24 protein-coding genes, 1 pseudogene and 1 riboswitch are annotated in these 23,393 nt (G+C 71.3%); of the genes and pseudogenes, 11 read left to right on the forward strand and 14 right to left on the reverse strand.

Annotated elements, in window-relative coordinates:
- Positions 1-8: 8 nt before the first annotated feature.
- Both IEY89_RS25310 and IEY89_RS25315 read left to right on the forward strand, forming a co-directional pair.
- Positions 9-1,862: a serine/threonine-protein kinase gene (locus tag IEY89_RS25310; protein ID WP_189149790.1), complete on the forward strand. Its 1,854-nt coding sequence runs from the start codon at positions 9-11 to the stop codon at positions 1,860-1,862.
- 13 nt (positions 1,863-1,875) lie between these two features.
- Positions 1,876-2,046 (forward strand): hypothetical protein, encoded by a 171-nt coding sequence (locus IEY89_RS25315; protein ID WP_189149791.1) that lies wholly within the window; start codon positions 1,876-1,878, stop codon positions 2,044-2,046.
- Between the two features lie 36 nt (positions 2,047-2,082).
- Here IEY89_RS25315 and IEY89_RS25320 read toward each other — a convergent pair whose 3' ends face one another.
- The 4 genes from IEY89_RS25320 to IEY89_RS25335 all read right to left on the reverse strand — a co-directional run bounded on the left by IEY89_RS25320 (position 2,083) and on the right by IEY89_RS25335 (position 6,280).
- The gene (locus IEY89_RS25320) at positions 2,083-3,297 is read right to left on the reverse strand and encodes a sensor histidine kinase (protein ID WP_189149792.1); all 1,215 of its coding nucleotides are present in this window, start codon (positions 3,295-3,297) and stop codon (positions 2,083-2,085) included.
- A complete protein-coding gene (locus IEY89_RS25325; protein WP_189149793.1) occupies positions 3,294-5,057 on the reverse strand; it encodes a sodium/solute symporter in 1,764 nt (587 codons plus the stop codon). The genes IEY89_RS25320 and IEY89_RS25325 overlap by 4 nt, the downstream gene beginning before the upstream one ends.
- Before the next feature lie 72 nt (positions 5,058-5,129).
- Positions 5,130-5,495 (reverse strand): hypothetical protein, encoded by a 366-nt coding sequence (locus tag IEY89_RS25330; protein ID WP_189149794.1) that lies wholly within the window; start codon positions 5,493-5,495, stop codon positions 5,130-5,132.
- A 17-nt stretch (positions 5,496-5,512) separates the two neighbouring features.
- On the reverse strand, positions 5,513-6,280 hold the full coding sequence (locus IEY89_RS25335) for a LytR/AlgR family response regulator transcription factor (protein WP_189149795.1): 768 nt from the start codon (positions 6,278-6,280) through the stop codon (positions 5,513-5,515).
- 100 nt (positions 6,281-6,380) lie between these two features.
- Between IEY89_RS25335 and IEY89_RS25340 the strand changes: the two genes are divergently transcribed.
- From IEY89_RS25340 to rocD, 3 genes are all read left to right on the forward strand, one after another.
- Positions 6,381-6,896 carry an Lrp/AsnC family transcriptional regulator gene (locus tag IEY89_RS25340; RefSeq protein ID WP_189149796.1) on the forward strand — a complete coding sequence of 172 codons (516 nt, stop codon included), beginning with the start codon at positions 6,381-6,383 and terminating at the stop codon, positions 6,894-6,896.
- Between the two features lie 124 nt (positions 6,897-7,020).
- Positions 7,021-7,833 (forward strand): dimethylargininase, encoded by an 813-nt coding sequence (gene ddaH, locus IEY89_RS25345; protein WP_189149797.1) that lies wholly within the window; start codon positions 7,021-7,023, stop codon positions 7,831-7,833.
- A complete protein-coding gene (gene rocD, locus IEY89_RS25350; protein WP_229695419.1) occupies positions 7,830-9,068 on the forward strand; it encodes an ornithine--oxo-acid transaminase in 1,239 nt (412 codons plus the stop codon). The genes ddaH and rocD overlap by 4 nt, the downstream gene beginning before the upstream one ends.
- A gap of 178 nt (positions 9,069-9,246) precedes the next feature.
- Here rocD and IEY89_RS42305 read toward each other — a convergent pair.
- A pseudogene (locus tag IEY89_RS42305) lies at positions 9,247-9,393 on the reverse strand (hypothetical protein); the annotation flags it as partial.
- Positions 9,394-10,069: 676 nt separating this feature from the next.
- On the opposite strand from IEY89_RS42305, the gene IEY89_RS25355 reads away from it, so the two are divergent.
- Entirely contained in the window at positions 10,070-10,819 is a 750-nt protein-coding gene (locus tag IEY89_RS25355; RefSeq protein WP_189149798.1) for a lysophospholipid acyltransferase family protein, read from the forward strand.
- A 96-nt stretch (positions 10,820-10,915) separates the two neighbouring features.
- Positions 10,916-11,926 carry an NAD-dependent epimerase/dehydratase family protein gene (locus IEY89_RS25360; protein ID WP_189149799.1) on the forward strand — a complete coding sequence of 337 codons (1,011 nt, stop codon included), beginning with the start codon at positions 10,916-10,918 and terminating at the stop codon, positions 11,924-11,926.
- A gap of 62 nt (positions 11,927-11,988) precedes the next feature.
- On the opposite strand, the gene IEY89_RS25365 is transcribed toward IEY89_RS25360, so the two are convergent.
- The 8 genes from IEY89_RS25365 to IEY89_RS25400 form a co-directional block, all read right to left on the reverse strand.
- Entirely contained in the window at positions 11,989-13,584 is a 1,596-nt protein-coding gene (locus tag IEY89_RS25365) for an alpha/beta hydrolase (protein ID WP_189149800.1), read from the reverse strand.
- Positions 13,585-13,775: 191 nt separating this feature from the next.
- Complete coding sequence (locus IEY89_RS25370) at positions 13,776-14,546, reverse strand: urease accessory protein UreD (protein ID WP_189149825.1); 771 nt, start codon at positions 14,544-14,546, stop codon at positions 13,776-13,778.
- Positions 14,543-15,223 (reverse strand): urease accessory protein UreG, encoded by a 681-nt coding sequence (ureG, locus tag IEY89_RS25375; protein WP_189149801.1) that lies wholly within the window; start codon positions 15,221-15,223, stop codon positions 14,543-14,545. Before ureG ends, IEY89_RS25370 begins: the two co-directional genes overlap by 4 nt.
- 200 nt (positions 15,224-15,423) lie before the next feature.
- Positions 15,424-16,101 carry an urease accessory protein UreF gene (locus tag IEY89_RS25380; protein WP_189149802.1) on the reverse strand — a complete coding sequence of 226 codons (678 nt, stop codon included), beginning with the start codon at positions 16,099-16,101 and terminating at the stop codon, positions 15,424-15,426.
- A gap of 13 nt (positions 16,102-16,114) precedes the next feature.
- Positions 16,115-17,836 carry an urease subunit alpha gene (locus tag IEY89_RS25385; RefSeq protein WP_189149803.1) on the reverse strand — a complete coding sequence of 574 codons (1,722 nt, stop codon included), beginning with the start codon at positions 17,834-17,836 and terminating at the stop codon, positions 16,115-16,117.
- Positions 17,829-18,140, reverse strand: a complete 312-nt coding sequence (locus IEY89_RS25390; protein ID WP_164412501.1) for an urease subunit beta — start codon at positions 18,138-18,140, stop codon at positions 17,829-17,831. Before IEY89_RS25390 ends, IEY89_RS25385 begins: the two co-directional genes overlap by 8 nt.
- Before the next feature lie 11 nt (positions 18,141-18,151).
- Positions 18,152-18,454 (reverse strand): urease subunit gamma, encoded by a 303-nt coding sequence (locus tag IEY89_RS25395; RefSeq protein ID WP_189149804.1) that lies wholly within the window; start codon positions 18,452-18,454, stop codon positions 18,152-18,154.
- Between the two features lie 742 nt (positions 18,455-19,196).
- Complete coding sequence (locus IEY89_RS25400) at positions 19,197-19,472, reverse strand: type II toxin-antitoxin system Phd/YefM family antitoxin (RefSeq protein WP_189149805.1); 276 nt, start codon at positions 19,470-19,472, stop codon at positions 19,197-19,199.
- A 175-nt stretch (positions 19,473-19,647) separates the two neighbouring features.
- On the opposite strand from IEY89_RS25400, the gene IEY89_RS25405 reads away from it, so the two are divergent.
- The 3 genes from IEY89_RS25405 (at position 19,648) to IEY89_RS25415 (ending at position 21,649) form a co-directional block, all read left to right on the forward strand.
- A complete protein-coding gene (locus IEY89_RS25405) occupies positions 19,648-20,292 on the forward strand; it encodes an ATP-dependent Clp protease proteolytic subunit (protein WP_189149806.1) in 645 nt (214 codons plus the stop codon).
- A 7-nt stretch (positions 20,293-20,299) separates the two neighbouring features.
- Positions 20,300-20,608 carry a hypothetical protein gene (locus IEY89_RS25410; protein ID WP_105975329.1) on the forward strand — a complete coding sequence of 103 codons (309 nt, stop codon included), beginning with the start codon at positions 20,300-20,302 and terminating at the stop codon, positions 20,606-20,608.
- Between the two features lie 384 nt (positions 20,609-20,992).
- Positions 20,993-21,172, forward strand: a riboswitch (cyclic di-AMP (ydaO/yuaA leader).
- A 3-nt stretch (positions 21,173-21,175) separates the two neighbouring features.
- Positions 21,176-21,649 (forward strand): C40 family peptidase, encoded by a 474-nt coding sequence (locus tag IEY89_RS25415; protein ID WP_189149807.1) that lies wholly within the window; start codon positions 21,176-21,178, stop codon positions 21,647-21,649.
- 56 nt (positions 21,650-21,705) lie between these two features.
- Here IEY89_RS25415 and IEY89_RS25420 read toward each other — a convergent pair whose 3' ends face one another.
- Positions 21,706-22,335, reverse strand: coding sequence for a LysE family translocator (locus tag IEY89_RS25420; RefSeq protein ID WP_189149808.1), 630 nt, complete (start codon positions 22,333-22,335; stop codon positions 21,706-21,708).
- Positions 22,336-22,451: 116 nt separating this feature from the next.
- On the opposite strand from IEY89_RS25420, the gene IEY89_RS25425 reads away from it, so the two are divergent.
- On the forward strand, positions 22,452-23,378 hold the full coding sequence (locus tag IEY89_RS25425; protein WP_189149809.1) for a LysR family transcriptional regulator: 927 nt from the start codon (positions 22,452-22,454) through the stop codon (positions 23,376-23,378).
- Positions 23,379-23,393: the final 15 nt, after the last annotated feature.

Below are 23,393 nucleotides of genomic sequence, written 5' to 3' on the forward strand. Positions count from 1 at the left end.
TTCACCGGATGCCATCAGGACCACCCACCTCGGGAGTGGGCCGGGTCATAGCCGGCCGATACCTCCTGCTCAACCAGCTCGGCAGCGGCGGCATGGGCCACGTCTGGCTCGCCCACGACCAGAGACTCGCCTGCGAGGTCGCCCTCAAGGAGATCGTGTTCCGCGACCCGTCCGAGGCCTCCGCTGAGCGCGCTGCCCGGGTTGCCCGGGCCCGCGCCGAGGCCCGGCACGCTGCCGTGCTGCGCGGCAACCCGAACGTGGTGACCGTGCACGACGTGCTGGAGCACGAGGGTTTGCCGTGGATCGTCATGGAGTACGTGGCGGGCGCCCTCGACCTGCGCGACCTGGTCGACATGCGCGGCCCGCTGGCGCCCGCCGAGTGTGCCCGGATCGGCCTCGCCGTCCTGGACGCGCTGACCGCCGGGCACGAGCAGGGCATCATGCACCGGGACGTGAAGCCCGCGAACATCCTGCTGGCGCCGGACCGCACCGGGGCGCCGTACGCCCGGGTCCTGCTCGCCGACTACGGCATCGCGGTGCAGCCGGACGCGGGTGAGACGCGGTACACGCTGACGTCCGCCCTGGTCGGCACTGCCGGATATCTGGCGCCCGAACGTGCCACCGGCGGGCCGCCGACCGCCGCCGCCGACCTGTTCTCGCTGGGCTGCACGCTGTACTACGCCGTCGAGGGTGTCGGGCCGTTCGAGCGGGACACGCATCTCGCGGAGATCACCGCGGTGGTCATGGAGGAGCCCCGGAAGCCGGAGCGGGCGGGCGCGCTGGGGCCGGTGCTGGAGGTGATGCTCGCCAAGGACCCGGTCGAGCGGATCACGGCGGCCCACGCGGAATCGGCCCTGGACCACATCGTCACACCCCGGGCCGACGCGTACGAGCGCACCAGGACGGACCCGGGGTCGATGCCGCCGTGGGGAGTGTCGGAGCAGCTGGACGGGCACCGGCATGTGCCTCCGCGGGCCGTCCACGCGCCCACCGACCCGGCCGCGTACCCGCCTGTCCCCGTGCCGCCGGTTCCCCGGCGCCCTCATGCGCTCCCGGCCGGCCTCGGCGCCCTGCTCGGGGTCGCGCTGGCCGGGGTCGGCCTCTGGTTCACCCTGGGCAACCCGCCGGGCGGCGACGACGGGGGGACCGTGCAGAAGCCGTACGGCGAGCCCGTCGGTCTCGCCGCACCCCTGTCCGAGGGTGACTGTGTGATCGCCGACTGGCCCGGCGGCACCCGCTTCCGGGGGACGCCGCGGCTGACGGTCGACCCGACCTGCCGGGACGCCCCGCCGGACGGGCAGGTGCTGGCGGTGGTGGACGCCGCGTCCGCCGACGAGGCGCGGGCGCAGGGGCCCGCCCGGTGCGAGGAACGGACCCGGGATCTGCGGGAGAAGCTGGCGGACGTACGCGGGTACGCCGTCGTGCCGGCCGAGGGCGGGTTCGATGCGGCCGGGGGGCGTACGGCCTGTCTGCTGCTCGGTGCGAACGGGCCGGTGTACGGGCCGCTCGGGCCGTACCGCGAGCCCGGACAGGCGTTCCGGGACACGGCCACCATGCAGAAGCGGGACTGTCTCCGCGCGCCCTCCAGGCGGGATGCCCAGCTGGTCCCGTGTACCGAGGCGCACGACGAGCAGGTCCTCGGGTTCGCGCGGCTGGACGTCGGAATCCCCTTCGAGAAGGCGCGTGACATGTCGGACGCGGCCTGCGCGAAGGACGTGCCGCCGACCGACTACGGCTTCGATCCGTCGGTCTACGAGGCCGGCTCCTGGACGAGTCGCGGAGCGTGGGACTCCGCATCGCATTTCGTCGTGTGCACCGTTCGGAAGCAGAACGGGGGCACCATGGGGGGAGAAGAGCCATGAGGAGGGTGTTGCGATGCCCGGTTCCACGAACGGTTCCACGAAGACCATGGGGGTGCTCACCGTGGGCGGGCTCGTCCTGGTGACCGCCTACTCGGTGGCGCTCGGCAGTAACGGCTGGCTGTGGTTCGGCTGGGTGGTGCTGGGCCTGATCACCCTGGGGATGGTGGTCAGCCGCCCCACCTGACCTCCGTACACCCGAATGGAGCAATGGCGGGTCCGGTCAGTTCTCGAAGAGCCGGCCGGCCGAGTGGACGCCCGGCTGGTACTTCGGCAGCCGGGCGGTGATCTTCATGCCGGCGCCGAGCGCGGTCTCGATGACGAGGCCGTGGTCGTCGCCGTACACCTGGCGGAGACGGTCGTCCACGTTCGAGAGGCCGATGCCGCCCGACGGGCTGACCTCGCCCGCCAGGATCCGGCGGAGCAGGACCGGGTCCATTCCGACGCCGTCGTCCTCGATGACGACCAGGGCCTCGGCGCCCGCGTCCTGCGCGGTGATGCTGATGCGGCTCCTGCCGGCGGATGCCCCCTTGCCCTCCAGTCCGTGTTTGACCGCGTTCTCCACGAGGGGCTGGAGACAGAGGAAGGGCAGGGCGACCGGAAGCACCTCGGGGGCGATCTGGAGGGTGACGGAGAGGCGGTCGCCGAAGCGGGCCCGGACGAGGGCCAAGTAGTGGTCGATGGCGTGGAGTTCGTCGGCGAGGGTGGTGAAGTCGCCGTGCCTGCGGAACGAGTAGCGGGTGAAGTCGGCGAATTCCAGCAGCAGTTCGCGGGCCCGCTCGGGGTCGGTGCGCACGAACGAGGCGATCACCGCGAGCGAGTTGAAGATGAAGTGCGGGGATATCTGGGCGCGGAGTGCCTTGATCTCGGCCTCGATGAGGCGGGTGCGGGACTGGTCGAGATCCGCCAGCTCCAGTTGGACCGAGACCCACCTCGCGACCTCTCCGGCGGCGCGGACGAGGACGGCGGACTCGCGGGGCGCGCAGGCGACGAGGGCGCCGTGGACGCGGTCGTCGACGGTGAGGGGGGCCACGACGGCCCAGCGCAGGGGACAGTCCGGGGCGTCGCAGGTGAGGCGGAAGGCTTCGCCCCGGCCGGTCTCCAGGGGGCCTGCGAGGCGTTCCATGATCTCGGCGCGATGGTGTTCGCCGACGCCGTCCCAGACGAGGACCGACTTCTGGTCGGTGAGGCAGAGGGCGTCCGTGCCGAGCAGGGTGCGCAGCCGTCGGGCCGAGCGGCCGGCGGTCTCCTCGGTGAGGCCGGCGCGCAGCGGGGGCGCGGCGAGGGAGGCGGTGTGCAGGGTCTCGAAGGTGGCGTGCTCGACGGGGGTGCCGAGACCGCCGAGGCGCTCGGGGCGGGCGGTGCGCCGGCCGAGCCAGAACCCGGCGGCCAGCAGCGGGAGGACGGCCACGCAGAGCCCGGCCAGGAATCCGCTCATGTCCGGGTCACCTCCGTGCGCGCCGGTCCCCCGAGACCGTGACCGCCGTGGCCGCCGTGCGCCCCGGACAGTTCCTCCGGCAGGTGGAAGCGGGCCAGGATGGCCGCCGTGCCGGCCGGGACGCGGCCGGGGGTGGCCAGGGACACCAGAACCATGGTGAGGAAGCCCAGGGGGACGGACCAGAGCGCGGGCCAGGCGAGCAGGGCATGCAGGGCGCCCGTACCCGGGAAGCCCGCCATGGTCGCGGCCACGGCGAGGAGCGCGGAGCCCCCGCCGACCAGCATCCCGGCGGCGGCGCCCGGCGGGGTCAGGCGGCGCCACCAGATGCCGAGGACGAGCAGCGGGCAGAACGAGGACGCGGACACGGCGAAGGCGAGCCCGACGGCGTCGGCGACCGGGAGTCCGCCCACTATGGCACTGGCGGCGAGCGGTACGGCCATGGCGATGACCGTACCGAGCCGGAAGTGCCGTACGCCGCGCGAGGGCAGGACGTCCTGGGTGAGGACGCCGGCGACGGCCATGGCGAGTCCCGACGCGGTGGACAGGAACGCGGCGAAGGCGCCGCCGGCCACCAGTGCGCCCAGGAGGTCGCCGCCGAGGCCGCCGATCACGCGGTCGGGCAGCAGGAGGACGGCGGCGTCGGCGTCGGAGGTGAGGGCCAGTTCGGGGGCGTAGAGGCGGCCCAGGGCCCCGTAGACGGGCGGGAGGAGGTAGAAGGCGCCGATGAGGCCGAGGACGACGACGGTGGTGCGGCGGGCGGCGACGCCGTGCGGGCTGGTGTAGAAGCGGACCACGACGTGCGGCAGGCCCATGGTGCCGAGGAAGGTGGCGAGGATCAGGCCGTACGTGGCGTACAGCGGGCGTTCCTCGCGGCCCTCGGCGAGGGAGGTCGACATGCCGCCGTTGGTGCCGCGGTCGGCCTCGGGGACGGCGGCGCCCTTGGCGAAGGTGAGGCGGGTGCCGGCGTCGATGTGGTGGGTCCCCGCGGGGAGGTGGAGGACCTGGTCCTGGTGCGGGCGGCCGTCGACCGTGCCGGTCACGGTGACGGTGAGCGGGGCCGTCAGCTTCAGGTCGAGGCCGTCCTCGACGCGGACGACGCGCTGTTCGCGGAAGGTGGCGGGTTCGTCGAAGACGGGGCGCGAGGCGCCGTCCCCCTGCCAGGCGAGGACGAGGAAGAGCGCGGGGACGAGCAGCGCGGTGAGCTTCAGCCAGTACTGGAAGGCCTGGACGAAGGTGATGCTGCGCATGCCGCCGGCGGCGACGGTGGCGACCACGACGACGGCGACGATGACCCCGCCGGCCCAGTCGGGCGCGTCGGTCAGGACCGCCAACGTCAGTCCGGCGCCCTGGAGTTGGGGCAGCAGATAGAGCCACCCGACGCCGACGACGAAGGCCCCGGCGAGCCGTCGTACGGCCTGGGAGGCGAGGCGGGCCTCGGCGAAGTCGGGGAGTGTGTAGGCGCCGGAGCGGCGCAGCGGGGCGGCGACGAAGAGAAGCAGGAGGAGGTAGCCGGCGGTGTAGCCGACGGGGTACCAGAGCATGTCGGGGCCCTGGACGAGGACGAGGCCCGCGATGCCGAGGAAGGAGGCGGCGGAGAGGTACTCGCCGCTGATCGCGGCGGCGTTGAGACGGGGGCCGACGGTGCGGGAGGCGACGTAGAAGTCGGAGGTGGTGCGGGAGATGCGCAGGCCGAACGCGCCGACGAAGACCGTCGCCACGACGACGAGGGCGACGGCCGGGACGGCGTAGTTCTCGTTCATCCGGACCGGTTCCCGTTCGTGATCCCGTTCGTGATCCTTTTCGTGATGCCGTTCGCGTTCCCGTTCATGGCGTCAGCGGTCCTGGTCCTCGACCAGCCGGACGAAGTCCCGCTCGTTGCGTTCGGCGCGCCGCACGTACCAGCGGGCGAGCAGCACCAGGGGCGCGTAGAGGCCGAAGCCGAGGATCAGCCACTCCAGCTGGTGGGCGTCGGGCATCGCCGCGAAGAGCAGCGGCAGCGGGGCGACGAGCAGGGCGAGGACCGCGAACACGGCAAGGGCGGCGCGGAGTTGGGAGCGCATCAGGGAGCGGACGTAGGTGTGGCCGAGGGTGGTCTGTTCGTCGATCTCGGTGCGCGGCCGGTAGTAGCCGGAGGTCCGGCGGACGCGCCGGGGCGGCCCGGTGACGACGACCCGGCGTTCGGAAGGGTCCTGGGGCATGGGTGGGGCTCCGCCCTTCAGCTCGCGGGCCGGCGCATGAGCAGGTCCCGCAGTTCGCGGGCGTGCCGTCGGCTGACCTGGAGTTCCTCGGCGCCGACCAGGACGCTCACGGTGCCCGCGTCGAGGCGGAGCTCGCCGATGTGGCGCAGGGCGACGAGATGGCGGCGGTGGATGCGGACGAATCCGCGGGCGCGCCAGCGCTCCTCCAGGGTGGAGAGCGGGATGCGGACGAGGTGGCTGCCCCGGTCGGTGTGCAGACGGGCGTAGTCGCCCTGGGCCTCGGCGTGGGTGATGTCGTCGACGGCGACGAAGCGGGTCACGCCGCCGAGTTCGACGGGTATGTGGTCGGGGTCGGGTTCGTGCACGGGTATGGGCGCGGGCACGGGCGGGGCGCCGCTCCGCAGTTCGGCGGCTCTGCGGATGGCCTCGGCGAGGCGTTCCTTGCGTACGGGTTTGAGTACGTAGTCCACCGCCTTGAGGTCGAAGGCCTGGACGGCGAAGTCCTCGTGGGCGGTGACGAACACGACGAGCGGCGGCTTGGCGAACCCGGTGAGGAGGCGGGCCAGGTCGAGGCCGTCGAGGCCGGGCATGTGGATGTCGAGGAACACGACGTCGATCGCCTCGGGTCCGCCGGGTCCCGACTCCAGGGCCCGGTTGATGCGGCGCAGCGCCTCGGTCGCGTCACCGGCTCCCTCGGCACTGCCGATCCGTGGATCCGCGTGCAGAAGATACAGCAGCTCCTCCAGGGAGGGGCGTTCGTCGTCGACGGCGAGGGCGCGCAGCATGAAGGTGGAGTGTAGGTGGAATTCGTACGTGTGCCCATGTGCCGGGCGCGCAAGCCGCCAACGCGGGCGGTGTCCACCGGTCGCTGGGTACAGTGCCCGGATGAACAGCAGGCCGGCGCCTTTCGACGAGCTGGACCGGAAGATCATCACCACCCTGATGGCGAACGCCCGTACGAGCTTCGCCGAGATCGGCGCGGCGGTCGGGCTGTCGGCCACGGCGGTGAAGCGGCGGGTGGACAGGCTGCGCGAGACGGGCGTGATCACCGGGTTCACGGCGACGGTGGAGCCGTCGGCGCTCGGCTGGAGCACGGAGGCTTACGTCGAGGTGTACTGCGAGGGCGCGGCGCCGCCGCGGCGGCTGGCGGAGGTCGTGCGCAACCATCCGGAGATCACGGCGGCGATGACGGTGACGGGCGGCGCGGACGCGTTGCTGCATGTGCGGGCGACGGATGTGGAGCACTTCGAGAACGTGCTGGAGCGCATCCGTACCGAGCCGTTCATCCGGAAGACGATCAGCTACATGGTGCTGTCCCACCTCCTCCCGGAAAGCCCGGAGGCGGGCGCAACCCACCCCGCTCCGAACACCACTTCGGGGGACGCATCAGACCTGCGCTGAGGAGGTCAAAGACGCATGATTCCTGCGCGGACACGCAATCGTTGTCGCTTGTCGGGCGTCGGGCTCAGTTCCTACCGTGGTGTACATCCCACTGGAACATTGCAGGAAGCGGAGGAACCCCTCTGTGCCCGACAGCCGTGTGCCGCGCCCCCGGCGCTTTCTCGTCTGTGAACCCAGACATTTCGCCGTGCAGTACGCGATCAACCCCTGGATGAACCCCGACACCAGGGTGGACGTGGATCTGGCCCAGGAGCAGTGGCGCTCACTGATCAGCGCCTACCGCGCCCATGGCCACACCGTGGACACCGTGGAGCCGGTCGCCGGCCTGCCCGACATGGTGTTCGCCGCGAACTCGGCGGTCGTCGTCGACGGCCGTGTCTTCGGCTCCTCCTTCCACGCCCCCGAGCGCCGCCCCGAGTCGACCGCGTACGAGACGTGGTTCAAGTCGGCGGGCTTCGACGTGTACCGCCCCGAGTCGGTGTGCGAGGGCGAGGGCGACCTGGTCCCGGCCGGCCGCTGGATCCTGGCGGGCACGGGCTTCCGTACGACCCGCGAGGCCCATCACGAGGTGCAGGAGTACTTCGGTGTCCCGGTGATCGGGCTCACGCTGACGGACCCGTACTTCTACCACCTGGACACGGCGCTGTTCGTCCTCGACGAGAGCAACATCGCCTACTACCCGGGCGCGTTCTCGCCGGGCAGCCGCGAGGTGCTGGCGCGGCTGTACCCGGACGCGGTCGTCGCGACCCGCGAGGACGCGATGACGTTCGGTCTGAACTCGGTCTCGGACGGCCACCACGTCTTCATCGACCCGGGCGCCACGGCCCTCGCCGCCGAACTGACGCGCCACGGCTACCTTCCCGTCCCCGTCGACCTGTCGGAGTTCCGCAAGGCCGGCGGCGGCATCAAGTGCTGCACCCAGGAGATCCGCTCATGACCGCACTGACGAGCACCAACACGGGCACACGCACCTCCACCGACCTGATCCGCGCCGAAGGACCGGTTCTCGCGCACAACTACCACCCGCTGCCCGTGGTCGTGGCCCGCGCGGAGGGCGCCTGGGTCGAGGACGTCGAGGGCCGCCGCTACCTGGACATGCTGGCCGGCTACTCGGCCCTCAACTTCGGCCACCGCCACCCGGCGCTGATCGAGGCGGCCCACCGCCAGCTGGACCGTCTCACCCTCACCTCCCGCGCCTTCCACAACGACCGTCTCGCCCAGTTCGCCACCTCCCTGGCCGAGCTGACGGGCCTGGACATGGTCCTGCCGATGAACACCGGCGCGGAGGCGGTCGAGAGCGCCATCAAGGTGGCCCGCAAATGGGCGTACGAGGTGAAGGGCGTCCCCGCCGACCGGGCGACGATCGTGGTGGCGGCGGACAACTTCCACGGCCGTACGACGACGATCGTCAGCTTCTCGACCGACGAGACGGCGAGGGCGGGCTTCGGCCCGTTCACGCCGGGCTTCCGGATCGTGCCCTACAACGACCTGGCGGCCCTGGAGGAGGCGGTCGACGAGACGACGGCGGCGGTCCTCTTGGAGCCCATCCAGGGCGAGGCGGGTGTCCTGATCCCGGACGACGGCTATCTGACCGGCGTACGCGAACTGACACGCCGCACGGGCTGCCTGTTCGTCGCGGACGAGATCCAGTCGGGCCTGGGCCGCACGGGCCGCACGCTGGCGGTGGACCACGAGAACGTCGTCCCGGACATGCTGTTGCTCGGCAAGGCCCTGGGCGGCGGCATCGTGCCGGTGTCGGCGGTGGTCGCACGCCGGGACGTCCTCGGGGTGCTGCGGCCGGGTGAACACGGCTCGACGTTCGGCGGCAACCCCCTGGCGGCGGCGGTCGGCCAGGCGGTGGTCGAGCTGCTGGAGACCGGTGAATTCCAGCGCAGGGCCGACGAGTTGGGCGTTGTGCTGCGCGACGGTCTGACCGGGCTGGTCGACAAGGGCGTCGTCGGATTCCGGTCCCGGGGACTGTGGGCGGGGGTCGACGTCGACCCGGCCATCGGGACCGGACGGGAGATCAGTGAGCGGCTGATGCGGGAGGGGATCCTGGTCAAGGACACGCACGGGTCGACGATCCGGCTGGCGCCGCCGCTGACGGTCACCGGGGAGGAACTGGCCACGGCTCTGGACACGTTGGAGAAGGTGCTGGCGCAGGGAGCCTGACGGCGAACGGCACGGCGCGGCTCCGCCCACCCGTCACCCGGGTGGGCCGTCCTCCCGCCGTGCCGGCATCAACTGCGGCTCCGAAGGTTCTCCGGGGCGCCGTGACCGCACGTCTCGACCACACCCGGCCGCGCCGAACAGGGCGCCCCGGGCAGTCGGCGGTCCCCGCCTGCGACGATCACGGCCGGCCCGAGTACAGGCCGCGTCGGCCCAGGGGCGCCACCTCCACGAAGCGAGCGCGCAGCCGCTTCGGTCCGGCCGCGAAGTCCTTCATGCACAGGTACCCAAGCTCGATGGACAGGTGGGAGCAGGGCACCGGCTCGGTGGGAAGTTCGGCGGGCCTAGTGGCAGCTCCAGCCGGACTCCCCCGGGCCCTCGGCGCCGACGCCGGTCACAGGGTGGTCCACCTGTCGTCGTCGGTCAGCACCCGCGCCAGGGCGTCGTCACCACCGGATTCGGCGTCGTCCCGCCTGGCCGCCGCGAGGTACCCGGGGCACCACTGCTGCGTGACGACCCGGCGCGGGAAGAACGTCTGGCGGTACGGGCCAGTACTCCTTCCACCTCAGTGCCCACACCGGATCCCTGGCCGTGGAGATCGACGTCCGGGCCGACAGCGGGCTGGCACACAACTGCCTGGTGGAAGCCTTCGTACGGCAGGAGCGACTGACCGTCGTCAGCCGCAAGGCCGGCGACGAGGCGAACGCCTCGGTCGAGGTCCATCCGCGGTTCGACGGCGGACTCTCGGAGCACTCGGCGCGGGTTTCGTCAGGACCTGGGACTCCACCAACATCGTCACCAAGGTCATCCTCGGCACACCGCCCCTTCTCCCGAGCACCGAGGCCCCTCTCACGGACAGTGACGTCGCCGAGCTGGACCGTATGTGGCAGGTGGGTTTCAAGCGTGCCAACGAGGTGCTGCCGGACTGCACCTGAGGCTGATCACCCCCGTTACAGGGGGCCGCCCCGGCACATAGACTGACCTCCCCAGTGAGGAGCGAGCCCTTGTTCTACTACGTACTCAAATACGTGCTGCTCGGGCCACTGCTGAGACTTGTCTTCCGGCCCCGGATCGAAGGGCTCGAACACGTACCGTCGTCGGGCGCCGCCATCGTCGCCGGGAATCACCTGTCGTTCTCGGACCACTTCCTGATGCCCGCGATCCTCAAACGGCGCATCACGTTCCTCGCGAAGGCCGAGTACTTCACGGGCCCCGGGATCAAGGGGCGGCTGACCGCGTACTTCTTTCGCAGTGCCGGGCAGATTCCGGTGGACCGGTCGGGCAAGGAGGCGGGGCAGGCCGCGATCCGTGAAGGGCTCGGGGTGCTGAGCAAGGACGAGCTGCTCGGCATCTATCCGGAGGGCACCCGGTCGCACGACGGACGGCTGTACAAGGGCAAGGTCGGCGTCGCCGTCATGGCGCTCAGGGCCCAGGTGCCCGTCATTCCCTGCGCGATGATCGGCACGTTCGAGGCACAGCCGCCGGGCAAGGTCATCCCGAACGTCCATCCCGTGGCGATCCGCTTCGGCGAGCCCCTCGACTTCTCCCGCTACCTCGGGATGGAGGACGAGAAGGCGGTGCTGCGGGCCATCACCGACGAGATCATGTACGCCATTCTCCACCTCTCCGGGCAGGAGTACGTCGACCAGTACGCGGCCGTCGCCAAGAAGGAGGAGGCCGATCGGAAGGCCGCCGAGAAGAAGGCGGAGAGGGAGAAGCGGGAGCGCAAGTTCCCGCGTATGCCGCTCAGTTGAAGCCTCCTACGCTCGCGCCGCAGCTGCGATCTGCTCGTGGCTAATCCCCGCGGGACCTGAGGGTGTCACCGGTTACCGTCGCTCCATGAGACAAGCGTGGTGATCGGGGCGACCGGGCAGATCGGGCGGGTGGCCGTGGGTGCGCTCGCCCGGGACGGGTGGGAGGTGACCGCCGTCTCGCGGGGCGGCGGCAGGGACGGGAACTGGCCGGACGAGGTGCGCGTCACGGCCGCCGACCGGGCCGACGACAGGGCGCTCTCGGCCGCCGTGGGCGACGGGTGCGACGTCCTCGTGGACATGGTGGCCTACGGGCCCGAGCACGCACGGCAGTTGACCGGTCTCGCCGGGCGGGTCGGGTCGGCGGTGGTCATCTCCAGTGTGTCCGTGTACGAGGACGACAAGGGCCGGAACTTCGACACACAGGCGGAGCCCGACGGATTCCCCGAGTACCCGGTGCCCATTCCCGAGGACCAGCGCACGGTCCGGCCCGGCGAGAGTTCGTACAGCACCCGGAAGGCGGGCCTCGAACGCGAACTCCTCGCCCTCGGCGACCGGTTGCCGACCACTCTGCTGCGGGCGGGCGCGATCCACGGGCCGTACGGCCGCAGTCCGCGCGAACTGTACTTCGTCAAGCGCAACCTCGACGGGCGGCGCCGACGCGTTCTCGCCCACGGTGGCGGCAGCCGCTTCCATCCGGCGAGCGTCCACAACATCGCCGAGCTGATCCGGCTGGCCGCCGCACGGCCGGGCACCCGGGTCCTGAACGCCGTCGATCCCGAGGCACCCACGGTGACGGAGATCGCCGGGGCGATCGACGCCGTGATGGGGGTCGAGGTGGAGAACGTCCTGGTGGACGGTCCACCGCCGGCGCCCACCGTGGGCGACACCCCGTGGTCGACTCCGGCGCCCGTCGTGTGCGACATGTCCGCCGCCGAACGGGAGTTGGGCTACCGCCCCGTGGTCACGTACGCGGAGAGCCTGCCGGAGACCGTCGCCTGGATCGGGGCCCGGCTGGCCGGGCGGGACTGGCGGGAGGCGTATCCCAAGATGTTCGAGACGTACGGCGACCTCTTCGACTACGCGGCGGAGGACGCCTGGCCCGGGTGACGGGAAGGGGCGGCCGGAAGACTCTCCGGCCGCCCCTCACCTCGTACGACTGACCGCTGCGGCTACGGCTTCGGGGTGGCGTGCGCGGCGCAGGTCACGTCCGCCGCGTCCACCTTGCCGGTGAGCAGGTAGGAGTCCACCCGCTCGTTGACACACGGGTTGACGAGCCCGGTCACGCCGTGGGAGCCCGCGCCCTTCTCGGTGATCAGACGGGAGCCCTTGAAGCGCTTGTGCAGTTCGACACCACCCTCGTACGGGGTGGCCGCGTCACGCTCGGCCTGCACGATCAGCACCGGCGGCAGCCCCTTGCCCGACTTCACGTTCACCGGGGTCTGCTGCTTGACCGGCCAGGTCGCGCACGGCAGGTTCATCCAGGCGTTGGCCCAGGTGAGGAACGGGTAGTTCTTGTGCAGCCGGGTGTTGTCCCGGTCCCACTTCTTCCAGCTGGTGGGCCACTTGGCGTCGGTGCACTCGACGGCCGTGTAGACGGCGTTGCCGTTCTCGGAGGCCGCGTTGCCCGCGGTGTCCGTGAGGTCGGGAGCCGCCGCGTCGACGAGCGCCTGGGTGTCACCCGCGAAGTACTTGCTGAACACGGTGGCGACCGGAATCCACGACGAGTCGTAGTACGGGGCGCCCTGGAAGAACCCGATCAGCTCCGCCGGTCCGACGAGCCCGCCGATCGGGTTCTTCTTCGCGGTGGCCCGCAACTCCAGCCACTTCGCCTGCACCTGGGCCCGGGTGGTCCCGAGGTGGAAGACGGCGTCGTTCTTGGCGACCCAGTCCTGCCAGTCGTTCCAGCGCATCTCGAAGGCGACGTCCTGGTCGAGGTTGGCCTCGTACCAGATCTTCTCGCGCGACGGGTTGACGACACTGTCGGCGATCATGCGGCGGACGTGTCCCGGGTAGAGCGTGCCGTAGACGGCCGCGATGTACGTCCCGTACGACACACCGAGGAAGTTGAGCTTCTTCTCCCCCAGCGCGGCACGGATGACGTCCAGGTCGCGCACGGTGTTCGGCGTCGTCATGTGCGGGAGCATCTCGCCGCTGCGCTCGTAGCAGCCCTCGGCGTACTCACGGGCAGACTTGCGCTGGGCGCGCTTGTCCGCCTCGCTGTCCGGTACCGGGTCGGGCTTGGGAGCCTTCACGAACTCCTGCGGGTCGGCGCAGGAAATGGGCGCCGAGTGGCCGACTCCGCGCGGGTCGAAGCCCACGAAGTCGTAGGCCTTCGACACGTTCGTCCACAGCGGGTTCTTGGTCGTCACCCGGCGCGGGAAGCGCAGCCCGGAGCCGCCCGGTCCACCCGGGTTGTAGATGAGGGCGCCCTGCCGCTCCTCCTTCGTCCCCGTGTTGCCGATACGGTCGACGGCGAGCTTGATCTGCTTGCCGTACGGCTTCGCGTAGTCGAGCGGCACCGTGACCCAGCCGCACTGGATCGGCTTCTCCAGGCCCCAGTCGGCCGCGCAGTCCTGCCAGTCGATTCCGGCCTTCGCGGCCCGTGCGGCGGCGATGGTCGCGCCGCGTGTCTCACGGTCCTTGCCGTGGCGGGCGTCCGCGCTGGCCGAGGGCGCCGCGACGGCGCCGGCTATCAGGGTCGCCGTGACGAGCGCTCCGGCGGAACCGAGCGCCGCGGCTCGTCTCGTCGGTGTGGTGCCTCTCAAGTGGGCCTCCCCGTAAGTAGTTGTGCTTGGTCGGTCAGGGGGATCCTCGCCGCTGTGCGGGACCTGTGAACAGGGGGTGGGCGGGCTTCTTTGCCAATCCGATAAACGGTGAGGGGAGTTCCGCTGAGCGGGTATCCGGTGTGGTGTGGGGATTTGCCATGGTCGGCGGACAGGTCGGGTGGCCCGGGTGATCAGCCGTGGCAGGCAGGCGCCAGGGCCGCGAGCGCCTCGTCCAGCACCCGGCGCAGCCGCAGCGCGTCCGGGGCGACGGCGGTCACCAGCGCGGCGGGTCCGGCGAGCGGAACGAGCGCGGCGCCCTCTCCCAGTAGCCGAGCCTCGACCGGCGCGTCCACGAACTCCGACTGTACGACGACGAGTTGACCGAGGGCGCGATGTCCTGCCAGCACGGCGGGCCCGTCCCAGCCGCCCGGCGCTCCGGGACCGCAGGCCAGCTCCTGGTCGAGGACGACACGGCCTCCGATCCGCACCGTGAGACGGCTGCCGAGCCGCCCGGGCTCCTCGCCGGAGCGTCCGAGCACCTGCTCCTCGCGGAACACCAGGCGGGCACCCGGCGCGAGGTCGACACGCGTGGCAACGTACAGCTCGCTGCCCTGGGCGCAGATCAACTGCTCGGGCAGCCACCGGAGTTCGCCTCCGTCGGCGACACCGATCCGTACCTCGTAACGGGCCTCGCCCTTCGCCTGGCCCGGCAGCGCGATGGTGGCCGCGGCGGACGCCAGATGCAGTCGGGCGCCTTCCGCCACCTCCGCCTCGACGGTGAAGTGGTCGCCGCCGAGAGGGCCGCTCATGGCACCGACCAGCATGACGCGGGCCTCGTCGCCGTGCGCGCGGATGCGGCGCAGGGCCAGCGGGCCGTCACCGTCGAGCACCGGCAGAGCGGTACCGCCCCGGCCGTCCGGCCGGGCGACGATCCTGGCGGTGGCCCGGACACCGGTGGTCATGCGGTCCACGCCGCGAGCTGTGCCCGCACCCAGAGGGCGACCTCCGTGACGCCTGCCTCGCTGCGCAGCGACTGGAAGACGACGGGCATCTCGCCGCGGGCCGTCTTCGCGTCGGCGGCCATCCTGCCGAGGTCGGAACCGACGTACGGCGCGAGGTCGGTCTTGTTGACGACGAGCAGGTCGGCGGTGGTGACGCCGGGGCCGCCCTTACGGGGGATGTCGTCCCCGCCGGCGACGTCGATGACGAAGATCTGGGCGTCGACGAGGCCCTTGGAGAAGGTGGCGGTGAGGTTGTCGCCGCCGGACTCGACGAGCACGATGTCGAGCGGCCCCACCTCGTCCTCCAGGTCCTCGACGGCTTCGAGGTTGGCGGAGATGTCGTCGCGGATCGCGGTGTGCGGGCAGGCGCCGGTCTCGACGGCGGTGATGCGTTCGGGGGGCAGCACGGCCTCGCGCAGCAGGAACTCGGCGTCCTCGCGCGTGTAGATGTCGTTGGTGACGACCGCGAGGGACAGCTCTTCGCGCAGGGTGCGGCAGAGGGCGGCGACGGTGGCGGTCTTGCCCGACCCCACGGGCCCGCCGAGGCCGATGCGCAGCGCGCGACGGGTGCCGTCGGGGCGGTGCGCATCCGCGCCCACGGTTGCGCCGGCGTGGGGGTGGGAGTGGTCGAGGTGCATGAGATACGGCTCCTGTTCTGGTCTCTGTGTGTTGTTGTGTGGTGTGTCCGAGGTGGCTGTTCGGGCCTTCTTCGCCCCCGAACACCCGCTCCTCAACCGCCGGAGGGGCTGGATATCCCCGGCCAGGGCTTGATCTTTCAGCCCGTCCGGCGTTTGAGGACGAGGCCCGTTCAGGGCCGACAGCGGGGGCGAGGAAACCCCTACGACGCGAACAACCGCACCGCCCACCCCGCATGCCCCTCCGCCCCCACCTCCAGCATCGGCGCGGAAGCCGCAGGCAACACATCGACCCCGCCCCCGGCCACCACCCCCCGAGCAGCCTCCACCGCCCGATCCGCGACGCGATCCAGCTCCGGCGCCAACCGAGCCAGCACCCGGGTCGCATCGAACGGATCAAGGCTCAGCAATCGCACAACCGCCGTCGCGGGCCCGCTGACGCTCTCGTACGCGGAGCAGTACGCCGCATCCTCCGGCCCCAGCCCCGCCGCCCGCGCCGTGAGCCCCAGCACCACCGGCTGATGTGCCCCCTTGGGGAACTCCCGTGCCAGTGCGTCGAGTTCGGCCGACGGCCAGGTCGCCCGCGCCGCCCGCATCAGCTGTCGCCCCAGCTTGCGCGCGGCGACGCGCAACGCCGGCGAAGGTGTCCGCGCGTCCGCCGCACCGTCGAGCTCCACCGGATCGACGCCCAGCGCCGCAGCCGCGGCCAGCGCCGCCGACACCAGCCCCGTCGTGTGCAGCCGCCCCCGGCAGAACTCCTCCAGGCTCGCGGCCCCGGTGACACGCCCCGCCTTGACAGCGGCCTCGGCCCCGCCGGAGTGCGCGTGCCCTCCGGCGGGGAAGCGGCCGTCGGCCAGGACGAACAGCGCTGCCCTGCTCATCAAAATCTCCTCATCAGAAGAGGAAGTAGCGCTGGGCCATGGGCAGTTCGGCGGCCGGAGTGGCCTCGACCAGCTCCCCGTCGATGTGCACGGCGAAGCTGTCAGGGTTGATCTTCACGTCCGGACGCGCGTCGTTCTCCCGCATGTCGGCCTTGGTCACCCCACGGGTGGACTCGATCGCCACGAACCGCTTGCCCAGCTGAAGCCGCTCCGGCAGCCCGTCCTCGATCGCCAACTGGGCGACGAAGTTGAACGAGTTGGACGCCGGTGCCCGTCCGATCGCCCCGAACATCGGCCGTGGCAGGATCGGCTGCGGAGTCGGGATCGAGGCGTTCGCGTCGCCCATCTGCGCGTACGCGATCTGGCCGCCCTTGATGACGAGGTGCGGTTTGACCCCGAAGAAGGCGGGCTCCCAGAGGACCAGGTCGGCGAGCTTGCCCGTCTCCACGGAGCCGATCTCCCGCGCGAGGCCCTGGGCGAGGGCCGGGTTGATCGTGTATTTGGCGACATAGCGACGTACTCGATGGTTGTCGGCACTGCCGTCGCCCGGCAGTGCACCCCGTCGGCGCTTCATCACATGGGCCGTCTGCCAGGTCCGCATGATGACCTCGCCGACCCGCCCCATGGCCTGAGCGTCGGAGGAGATAATGGAAATAGCACCCAGGTCGTGAAGGATGTCCTCCGCGCCGATCGTCGACGGCCGGATGCGTGACTCGGCGAACGCCAGGTCCTCCGGCACCGTCGGGTTCAGGTGGTGGCAGACCATCAGCATGTCGAGGTGTTCGTCGGCGGTGTTGACGGTGTAAGGCCGCGTCGGATTGGTCGAACTCGGCAGGACGTGCGCCTCGGAGACCACGGACATGATGTCCGGCGCGTGCCCGCCGCCCGCACCCTCGGTGTGGTAGGCGTGGATGCCGCGGCCGGCGATGGCCGCGAGCGTGTCGGCGACGAAACCGGCCTCGTTGAGGGTGTCCGTGTGGATGGCGACCTGGATACCCGTCCGGTCGGCGACGGTCAGGGCCGCGTCGATGGCGGCCGGGGTCGACCCCCAGTCCTCGTGGATCTTCAGGCCGAGGGCGCCGCCGCGGATCTGGGAGAGCATCGCGTCGTGCGAGACGGTGTTGCCCTTGCCGAGCAGCCCGAAGTTGAGGGGGTACTGCTCCATCGCCTCCAGCATCCGGGCGAGGTGCCAGGGACCGGGGGTCACCGTCGTCGCCTTCGAGCCCTCGGCCGGACCCGTACCGCCGCCGACGAGGGTCGTGATGCCCGATGCGAGCGCCTCGTCGGCGATCTGCGGGCAGATCAGGTGGACGTGCGCGTCGATGGCGCCCGCCGTCACGATCCGGCCGTTGCCCGCGATGATCTCGGTCTCCGGACCGATGACCAGGTCGGGATGGATCCCGTCCATCGTGTCGGGGTTGCCCGCCTTGCCGATGCCGGTGATGCGGCCGTCGCGGATGCCGATGTCGGCCTTGACGATGCCCCAGTGGTCGACGATCACGGCGCCCGTGATGACCGTGTCCGGGGTGCCGTCTGCGCGCGTAGCGCGGGCCTGGCCCATGGATTCGCGGATGACCTTGCCGCCGCCGAACACCGCCTCGTCACCGGCGAGACCGGGGCCGCCGCTGCGGTCCTCCTCGATCTCGATCAGCAGGTCGGTGTCGGCGAGCCGGATACGGTCGCCGGTGGTGGGGCCGAACAGGTCGGCGTACGCGGCACGCGAGATCTCAGGCATCGAGGGCACCTCCGGTCTCCCCGCGCAGTCCGGGCACGATGCGCGCGCCGGCGAGCGGAACGAGTTCCACGTCGACGGGGATCCCGGGTTCGAAGCGCACGGCGGTGCCGGCGGCGATGTTGAGCCGCTTGCCGCGCGCTGCGGCGCGGTCGAACTCCAGGCCGGGGTTGGCCTCGGCGAAGTGGTAGTGGGAACCGACCTGGACGGGCCGGTCGGCGGCGTTCAGCACGGTCATCGACGTGACCTCGCGGCCCTCGTTGTACACGACGGGTCCGTCGGCGAACAGGATCTCTCCGGGAATCACGGCAGCCCCCCTCAGACGATCGGGTCGTGGACGGTGACGAGCTTGGTGCCGTCCGGGAAGGTCGCCTCGACCTGGACGTCGTGGATCATCTCGGGGATGCCCTCCATGACGTCCTCCCTGGTCAGCAGCTGCCGCCCGGAGGACATCAGCTCGGCAACCGTCCGTCCGTCACGGGCACCCTCGAGGATGTGCGAGGTGATCAGCGCGACCGCCTCGGGATGGTTCAGTCTGAGCCCACGGGCCCGTCGCTTCTCGGCCACGTCCGCCGCCACATGGATCAGCAGCCTCTCCTGCTCGTGCGGGGTCAGTTGCACGGCTTCCCACCTCACATCCTCGCTCCGGACCGTGCGGGGTCCGGTTGCCCGATGCCACCAAAACCGCTGGTGACGAGATGGGCACGCTAGTTGGCCGGAGTTTCAAGGACGTTAACCGGCCTGTGGTCAACCGACCCGCGATCACCGGGCCCACGACCCGTTCGGCCCTTCGAAACCGGGGCCGCCCGTGCACGGCGCGCGTCGTGCCGACTTCCCGGTACCGCTCGGCCACCCGCACCCGAGGCACGCGGACCTCGACGTAGCCCTCGTCGAACACGTTCGACAGCGTGCCACCGCACCGCGCCGCACCGCGTCTCGGCCCAGGCCGGGGCATCCTGCCCGTCATCTCGCCCACGATCACGTCCGGCGGCGAGGGCGGCTCTGGGCGGGCTCTGCTCGCCGACGACCCCGAAGGCGTCGTCGCAGCTCGTGCGTCACCTCGATGACGACGGCGGCGACCAGCCCCTCCTCGCCACAACCGCCCCGGCTCCCGGCCCCTGGTCGCGCCGTCACTCCGGGCCTTCACCCGGCCAGCCCCCCGCACCGCGCCCCGCGACCTGCCGCCGCGGTCACCCGGGGCGAGCAGCAACTGGCGTCGCACGAGAGCACCTTCGGGATCCGCCGATACTCCGGCGGGGCCGCCGCCCGGGACACCGTCGAGAGCCGGACCGTATACGGTGCCGACGCCGTCACCGCCCGGGGCCCGAAGCCGCCCGCCCGACCGGCCGCCCTACCAGCCCGCTCAGCGGGTGCCCGGCCCCCGGTGCTCCGCCGCGATGCCGAACCGCTGCCGTTCCACGGGCGCGGCAGCGACCTCCCTGACGCTGGAGACCGCGCTGACGACCTGCCCCTCCGCCGCGTCCAGCTCGTCCAGGCGTTCCAGGTCGGCCGCGGAGACCAGGGCGACGAGGGGCTTGCCGTGCCGCGTCACGACGACGCGCTCACCGCCGTACACCACCTTGTTGATCAGGTCGGCGAGCTCAGCCCTGGCTTGCGTCACCGGAATCTCGTAGGCCATGTGTTCCAGCCTAGGCCCTGCCCGGCGGATCAAGCCGCGGACGCGGGGCTCGAGAACCCCGGGGAACAGCGCGCTCCCCGGGGTTTTCGCTGTCGGCGAGCACCTCGTGGAGCCCTCCCGCAGAGTCTGTACGTCCTGTACATTTTTTACGGAAGCCACCGAGGAGGCGCACGCCATGAAGGACACCGACGAACCGTCAGCCCGTTACGTGCTGCCCGAGTTCACCGAACGCACCAGCACGGGGAGCCGGACGCTGGACCCCTACTCGAAGCTCCTGGAGGAACGGATCGTCTTTCTCGGGACGCCGGTCGACGACACCTCGGCGAACGACGTGATGGCCCAGTTCATGCATCTCGAATACCTGGCGCCCGACCGGGACATCTCGCTCTACATCAACTCCCCCGGCGGCTCGTTCAGCGCGATGACGGCGATCTACGACACGATGCGGTTCGTCACCTGCGAGGTGGAGACGATCTGCCTGGGACAGGCGGCCTCCGCGGCGGCCGTGCTGCTGGCCGCGGGGACGCCGGGCAAGCGCAGCGCGCTGCCGGGGGCCCGGGTGCTCATCCACCAGCCCTCGCTGTCCGGGCCGGTCCATGGGCAGGTGAGCGATCTCGCCATTCAGGCCCGGGAGTTGGACCGGATCCGTAACCTGCTGGAAGAACTGCTCGTACGGCATACCGGGCAGAGCCCGGAGCAGGTCGCCGCCGACATCGAGCGCGACAAGATTTTCGATGCCCAGGCCGCCCTGGAGTACGGCCTGGTGGACCGGATCGTGCCCAGCCGCAAGTCCTCGCCCCCCGCCCCCGGCACGAGGTGAGCCGCCGATGCTTCCACCCGAACTCCCTCCGCTGCCCGCCCTGACGCGCGCGGAGGGCGAGTTGATCGACCGATACCTCGAAGTGGCCGATCTGCTCGGCCGTATCAACCCGGCGTACCACGGGGACACGTACCGCGGGCTGCGGGCCGCGCAGGCACTGGTCGCCAAGGCGGTGGCGTTGCGGGACGCGCTGGAGTTGATGCACCAGCGGGGAGAGGCCGAGGTGCACGCCCATACGCTGGCGCGTGCGCTGCGCGTCCTCGACGGGGAGCGCCGCACGGCGCGTGTCACCGTTCCGCGTGAGCCCGCCGGTTGACCCACACGGTCGGCGGAGCCGTGTCGGGCCGGCCCACGCGTCGTGGCGATCGACTGTCCGGAACGGGGCGGGGAGTGACTGCACATCATCCCCCGTTTGCAGTAGTCGTGGTCACCTCGATCGGCCCCGTTCGGCTTGCGCGACGCGTGTACTTCGTAACCGAAACGAGACCGCTCAACCGCTGGTCCGGGGGTGCGCGGCCCCCTCGAAAGTCGTCCGGGGGTACAGCTGTCCACCCGAATGGGCCAGCGGTGAGTAACGCCACAAAGCCCCGATTCCATTGGGATTTTCCTACTTACATGAGCCAAGATCCCTTCCTGACGACAAGCCCCCGCCACAAGAGGCGGGGCGATCCGGGCGGACGCCGAGTCCTGCCGCCGCCCGGATGACCGGTCGACAGATGTGCATCGGCAGGAGTGGAGGACCCAAGCACGACGGGTCGCCGGAACGGTCACGCCATGACCGGGCCGAGCAGCCCTTGGGGTGAAGCCGCGTCAGCGGCCGGGCAACTTTGTCAGCCCGAATCCGACAGGTCATCCTTCACAGGCGGCTGACGAAGGGTTTCGCATGTCTGCGCTCAATCGTGTCCCGTCGCTGATGACCCGTGCCGGTACGGCCTCGGCTCTCACCCTCGCCGTCGCCGGCGGCAGCCTGGTGATCCCCGGGGTCGCAACCGAAGCCGCGGCGATCGCACCGTCGACGAAGGCACTTCAGATCGCGGCCTCCAAGAAGGGCTCGCTGTACAAGTACGGCGCCGCGGGACCGAAGAGGTTCGACTGCTCCGGTCTCACGCAGTATTCGTTCAAGAAGGCGGGCAAATCACTGCCTCGAACGGCAGCGGCCCAGTACAACAAGACCAAGCACATATCCGCCAAGAGCCGTCGGGGCGGAGACCTGGTCTTCTTCCACTCGGGCTCGAACGTCTACCACGTGGGCATCTACGCCGGGAAGGGAAAGATCTGGCACTCCCCGAAGACCGGGGAAGTCGTGAAGCTCCAGAAGATCTGGACGAAGAGCGTCTGGTACGGCCGGGTCAGCTGACCTCCGCGGGGCGGGACGGTGGCCGCAAGTGAGCCGCCGTCCCGGCCCGGGACCCGTCACAGCGACAGCAGCGACAGCAGTGGCTCCAGCAGGAGCAGCACGCCGAGTCCCGTCAGCGCGGTGCCGGTGACCGCCTCGACGGCCCGGGCGGCCCGCGGGCGGCGCAGCCACCGGCCGAGCCGGTCCACCAGGAGCGCCACCGCCGGGAACCACACCAGGGCCAGCGCCACGATGATCAGCGCGAGCAGCAGCGTCCGGGGCAGCGCGGGACCGTCCGCCGGCACGAACTGCGGCAGCAGGCTCAGGAACGTGATGGGCGCCTTGGGATTGAGCGCGTTGGTGACAAAGCCCTGCCGCCACGGCCGTACGGCGGTCCGCGCCTCCTCGGCCACCAGCGCCCGGGGCCCGCGCAGCGACCACAGCGTCCGCGCCCCGAGGTACAGCACGTAGGCCCCACCCAGCAGTTGCAGTGCGCGGAAGAGCGCGGGCACCGCCGTGAGCACGGCGGCGACACCGGCGACGGCCAGCGCGGTGTGCAGGAGCAGCCCACCGGTGATCCCCAGCGCGCACGCGACCCCGGCCCTGCGGGAGACGAGAGCGTTGCGCACGACGACGGTGAAATCGGCGCCCGGCATGGCGACCATGCCCGCGGCGACCCCGGTGAAGGCGATGAGCTGTGCGTCCATGGCGTCCAGCGTGCCGGGAACAGGCCTTCAGCAGGTATGTCGAATACCCTGGGTCTGCCTTAAGCAACCGTTAGGTCTCGGTCATGGCCTCCCGCCTCGGTCCCTGGAGCAGCCGGATGTACGACCCCACACGCCTCGCCGCTCTCGTGGCGGTCGCCGAAGCCGAGTCCATCACCCGCGCAGCCGAGCGCCTTGGTTACACACCGCCCGCGCTCTCGCAGCAACTCTCCAAGCTGGAGCGGGAGACGGGCACCGCCCTGCTCGTACGGCATCACCGGGGCGCCCGGCTCACACCCGCGGGCGAGCTGCTGACGGCGCGGGCCCGCCGGGTGCTGGACGAGCTGGACCGCGCCCGGCACGAACTGGCCCGGCTCACCGGCCTGTCGGGCGGCGCGCTGCGTCTGGGCACCTTCCAGACGGCCGGTATCCAGCTCCTGCCTCCGGTGCTGAGCGCGTTCCGCCGGGCCCATCCGGACGTGGAGCTGTCCGTCGCGGACTACGAACCGCCGGCCGGAGTGGCCGCCGTGGCCGCCGGAGAGGTCGATCTCGCGCTCACGCACACCTACGAACCGGCCGCACCCACGCCGCTGCCCTCGTCGGTCACCGCCGAGCCTGTCCTGGTCGAGGAACTGGTGCTGGTGACCTCACCCGGCCATGTGCTGGCGGGGGACGCGTCGCGGCTGCCGCTGGCCGGACTGGCGGGCCAGCCGCTGATCAGCATGGCGCCGGACCATCCGCCCCGCCAGGGTGTGGAGGCGTCGCTCGCCCTGGCCGGTGCCACCCCGTCGGTGCTGGTGGCGACGCCGGGGTACGCCCTGGTGTGCGCGCTGGTCAGCGCGGGTCTGGGAGTGGCCGTCGTACCGGAGATGGTCGCGCGGACGGCGGTCACACCGGTCGGTACCCGGCTGCTGGAACCGGGCGACCTCCGCCGGACGATCTCTGTCGTCCGCCGCACCGGCGAGACCGCACCCGCGGCCGACGCCTTCCGCGCCCTGCTGCGGGGCGCGTTCGGCCGCGCGCACGGCGGTGGCGGTGGGGCGTAGGGCGTAGGGCGTAGG

Origin of the sequence: Streptomyces lacrimifluminis, from assembly GCF_014646095.1 — a bacterium.
Lineage (GTDB): Bacteria > Actinomycetota > Actinomycetes > Streptomycetales > Streptomycetaceae > Streptomyces > Streptomyces lacrimifluminis.

Coding starts and splice junctions, on each gene's coding strand:
- IEY89_RS25315 (WP_189149791.1), top strand. CDS start 1,876: ATGCCCGGTTCCACGAACGGTTCCACGAAGACCATGGGGGTGCTCACC.
- IEY89_RS25325 (WP_189149793.1), bottom strand. CDS start 5,057: ATGAACGAGAACTACGCCGTCCCGGCCGTCGCCCTCGTCGTCGTGGCG.
- ureG (WP_189149801.1), bottom strand. CDS start 15,223: ATGCACCTCGACCACTCCCACCCCCACGCCGGCGCAACCGTGGGCGCG.
- rocD (WP_229695419.1), top strand. CDS start 7,830: ATGACCGCACTGACGAGCACCAACACGGGCACACGCACCTCCACCGAC.
- IEY89_RS25310 (WP_189149790.1), top strand. CDS start 9: ATGCCATCAGGACCACCCACCTCGGGAGTGGGCCGGGTCATAGCCGGC.
- IEY89_RS25410 (WP_105975329.1), top strand. CDS start 20,300: ATGCTTCCACCCGAACTCCCTCCGCTGCCCGCCCTGACGCGCGCGGAG.
- IEY89_RS25320 (WP_189149792.1), bottom strand. CDS start 3,297: ATGAGCGGATTCCTGGCCGGGCTCTGCGTGGCCGTCCTCCCGCTGCTG.
- IEY89_RS25335 (WP_189149795.1), bottom strand. CDS start 6,280: ATGCTGCGCGCCCTCGCCGTCGACGACGAACGCCCCTCCCTGGAGGAG.
- IEY89_RS25370 (WP_189149825.1), bottom strand. CDS start 14,546: ATGACCACCGGTGTCCGGGCCACCGCCAGGATCGTCGCCCGGCCGGAC.
- IEY89_RS25405 (WP_189149806.1), top strand. CDS start 19,648: ATGAAGGACACCGACGAACCGTCAGCCCGTTACGTGCTGCCCGAGTTC.
- IEY89_RS25400 (WP_189149805.1), bottom strand. CDS start 19,472: ATGGCCTACGAGATTCCGGTGACGCAAGCCAGGGCTGAGCTCGCCGAC.
- IEY89_RS25385 (WP_189149803.1), bottom strand. CDS start 17,836: ATGCCTGAGATCTCGCGTGCCGCGTACGCCGACCTGTTCGGCCCCACC.
- IEY89_RS25420 (WP_189149808.1), bottom strand. CDS start 22,335: ATGGACGCACAGCTCATCGCCTTCACCGGGGTCGCCGCGGGCATGGTC.
- IEY89_RS25415 (WP_189149807.1), top strand. CDS start 21,176: ATGTCTGCGCTCAATCGTGTCCCGTCGCTGATGACCCGTGCCGGTACG.
- IEY89_RS25380 (WP_189149802.1), bottom strand. CDS start 16,101: ATGAGCAGGGCAGCGCTGTTCGTCCTGGCCGACGGCCGCTTCCCCGCC.
- IEY89_RS25425 (WP_189149809.1), top strand. CDS start 22,452: ATGTACGACCCCACACGCCTCGCCGCTCTCGTGGCGGTCGCCGAAGCC.
- IEY89_RS25340 (WP_189149796.1), top strand. CDS start 6,381: ATGAACAGCAGGCCGGCGCCTTTCGACGAGCTGGACCGGAAGATCATC.
- IEY89_RS25330 (WP_189149794.1), bottom strand. CDS start 5,495: ATGCCCCAGGACCCTTCCGAACGCCGGGTCGTCGTCACCGGGCCGCCC.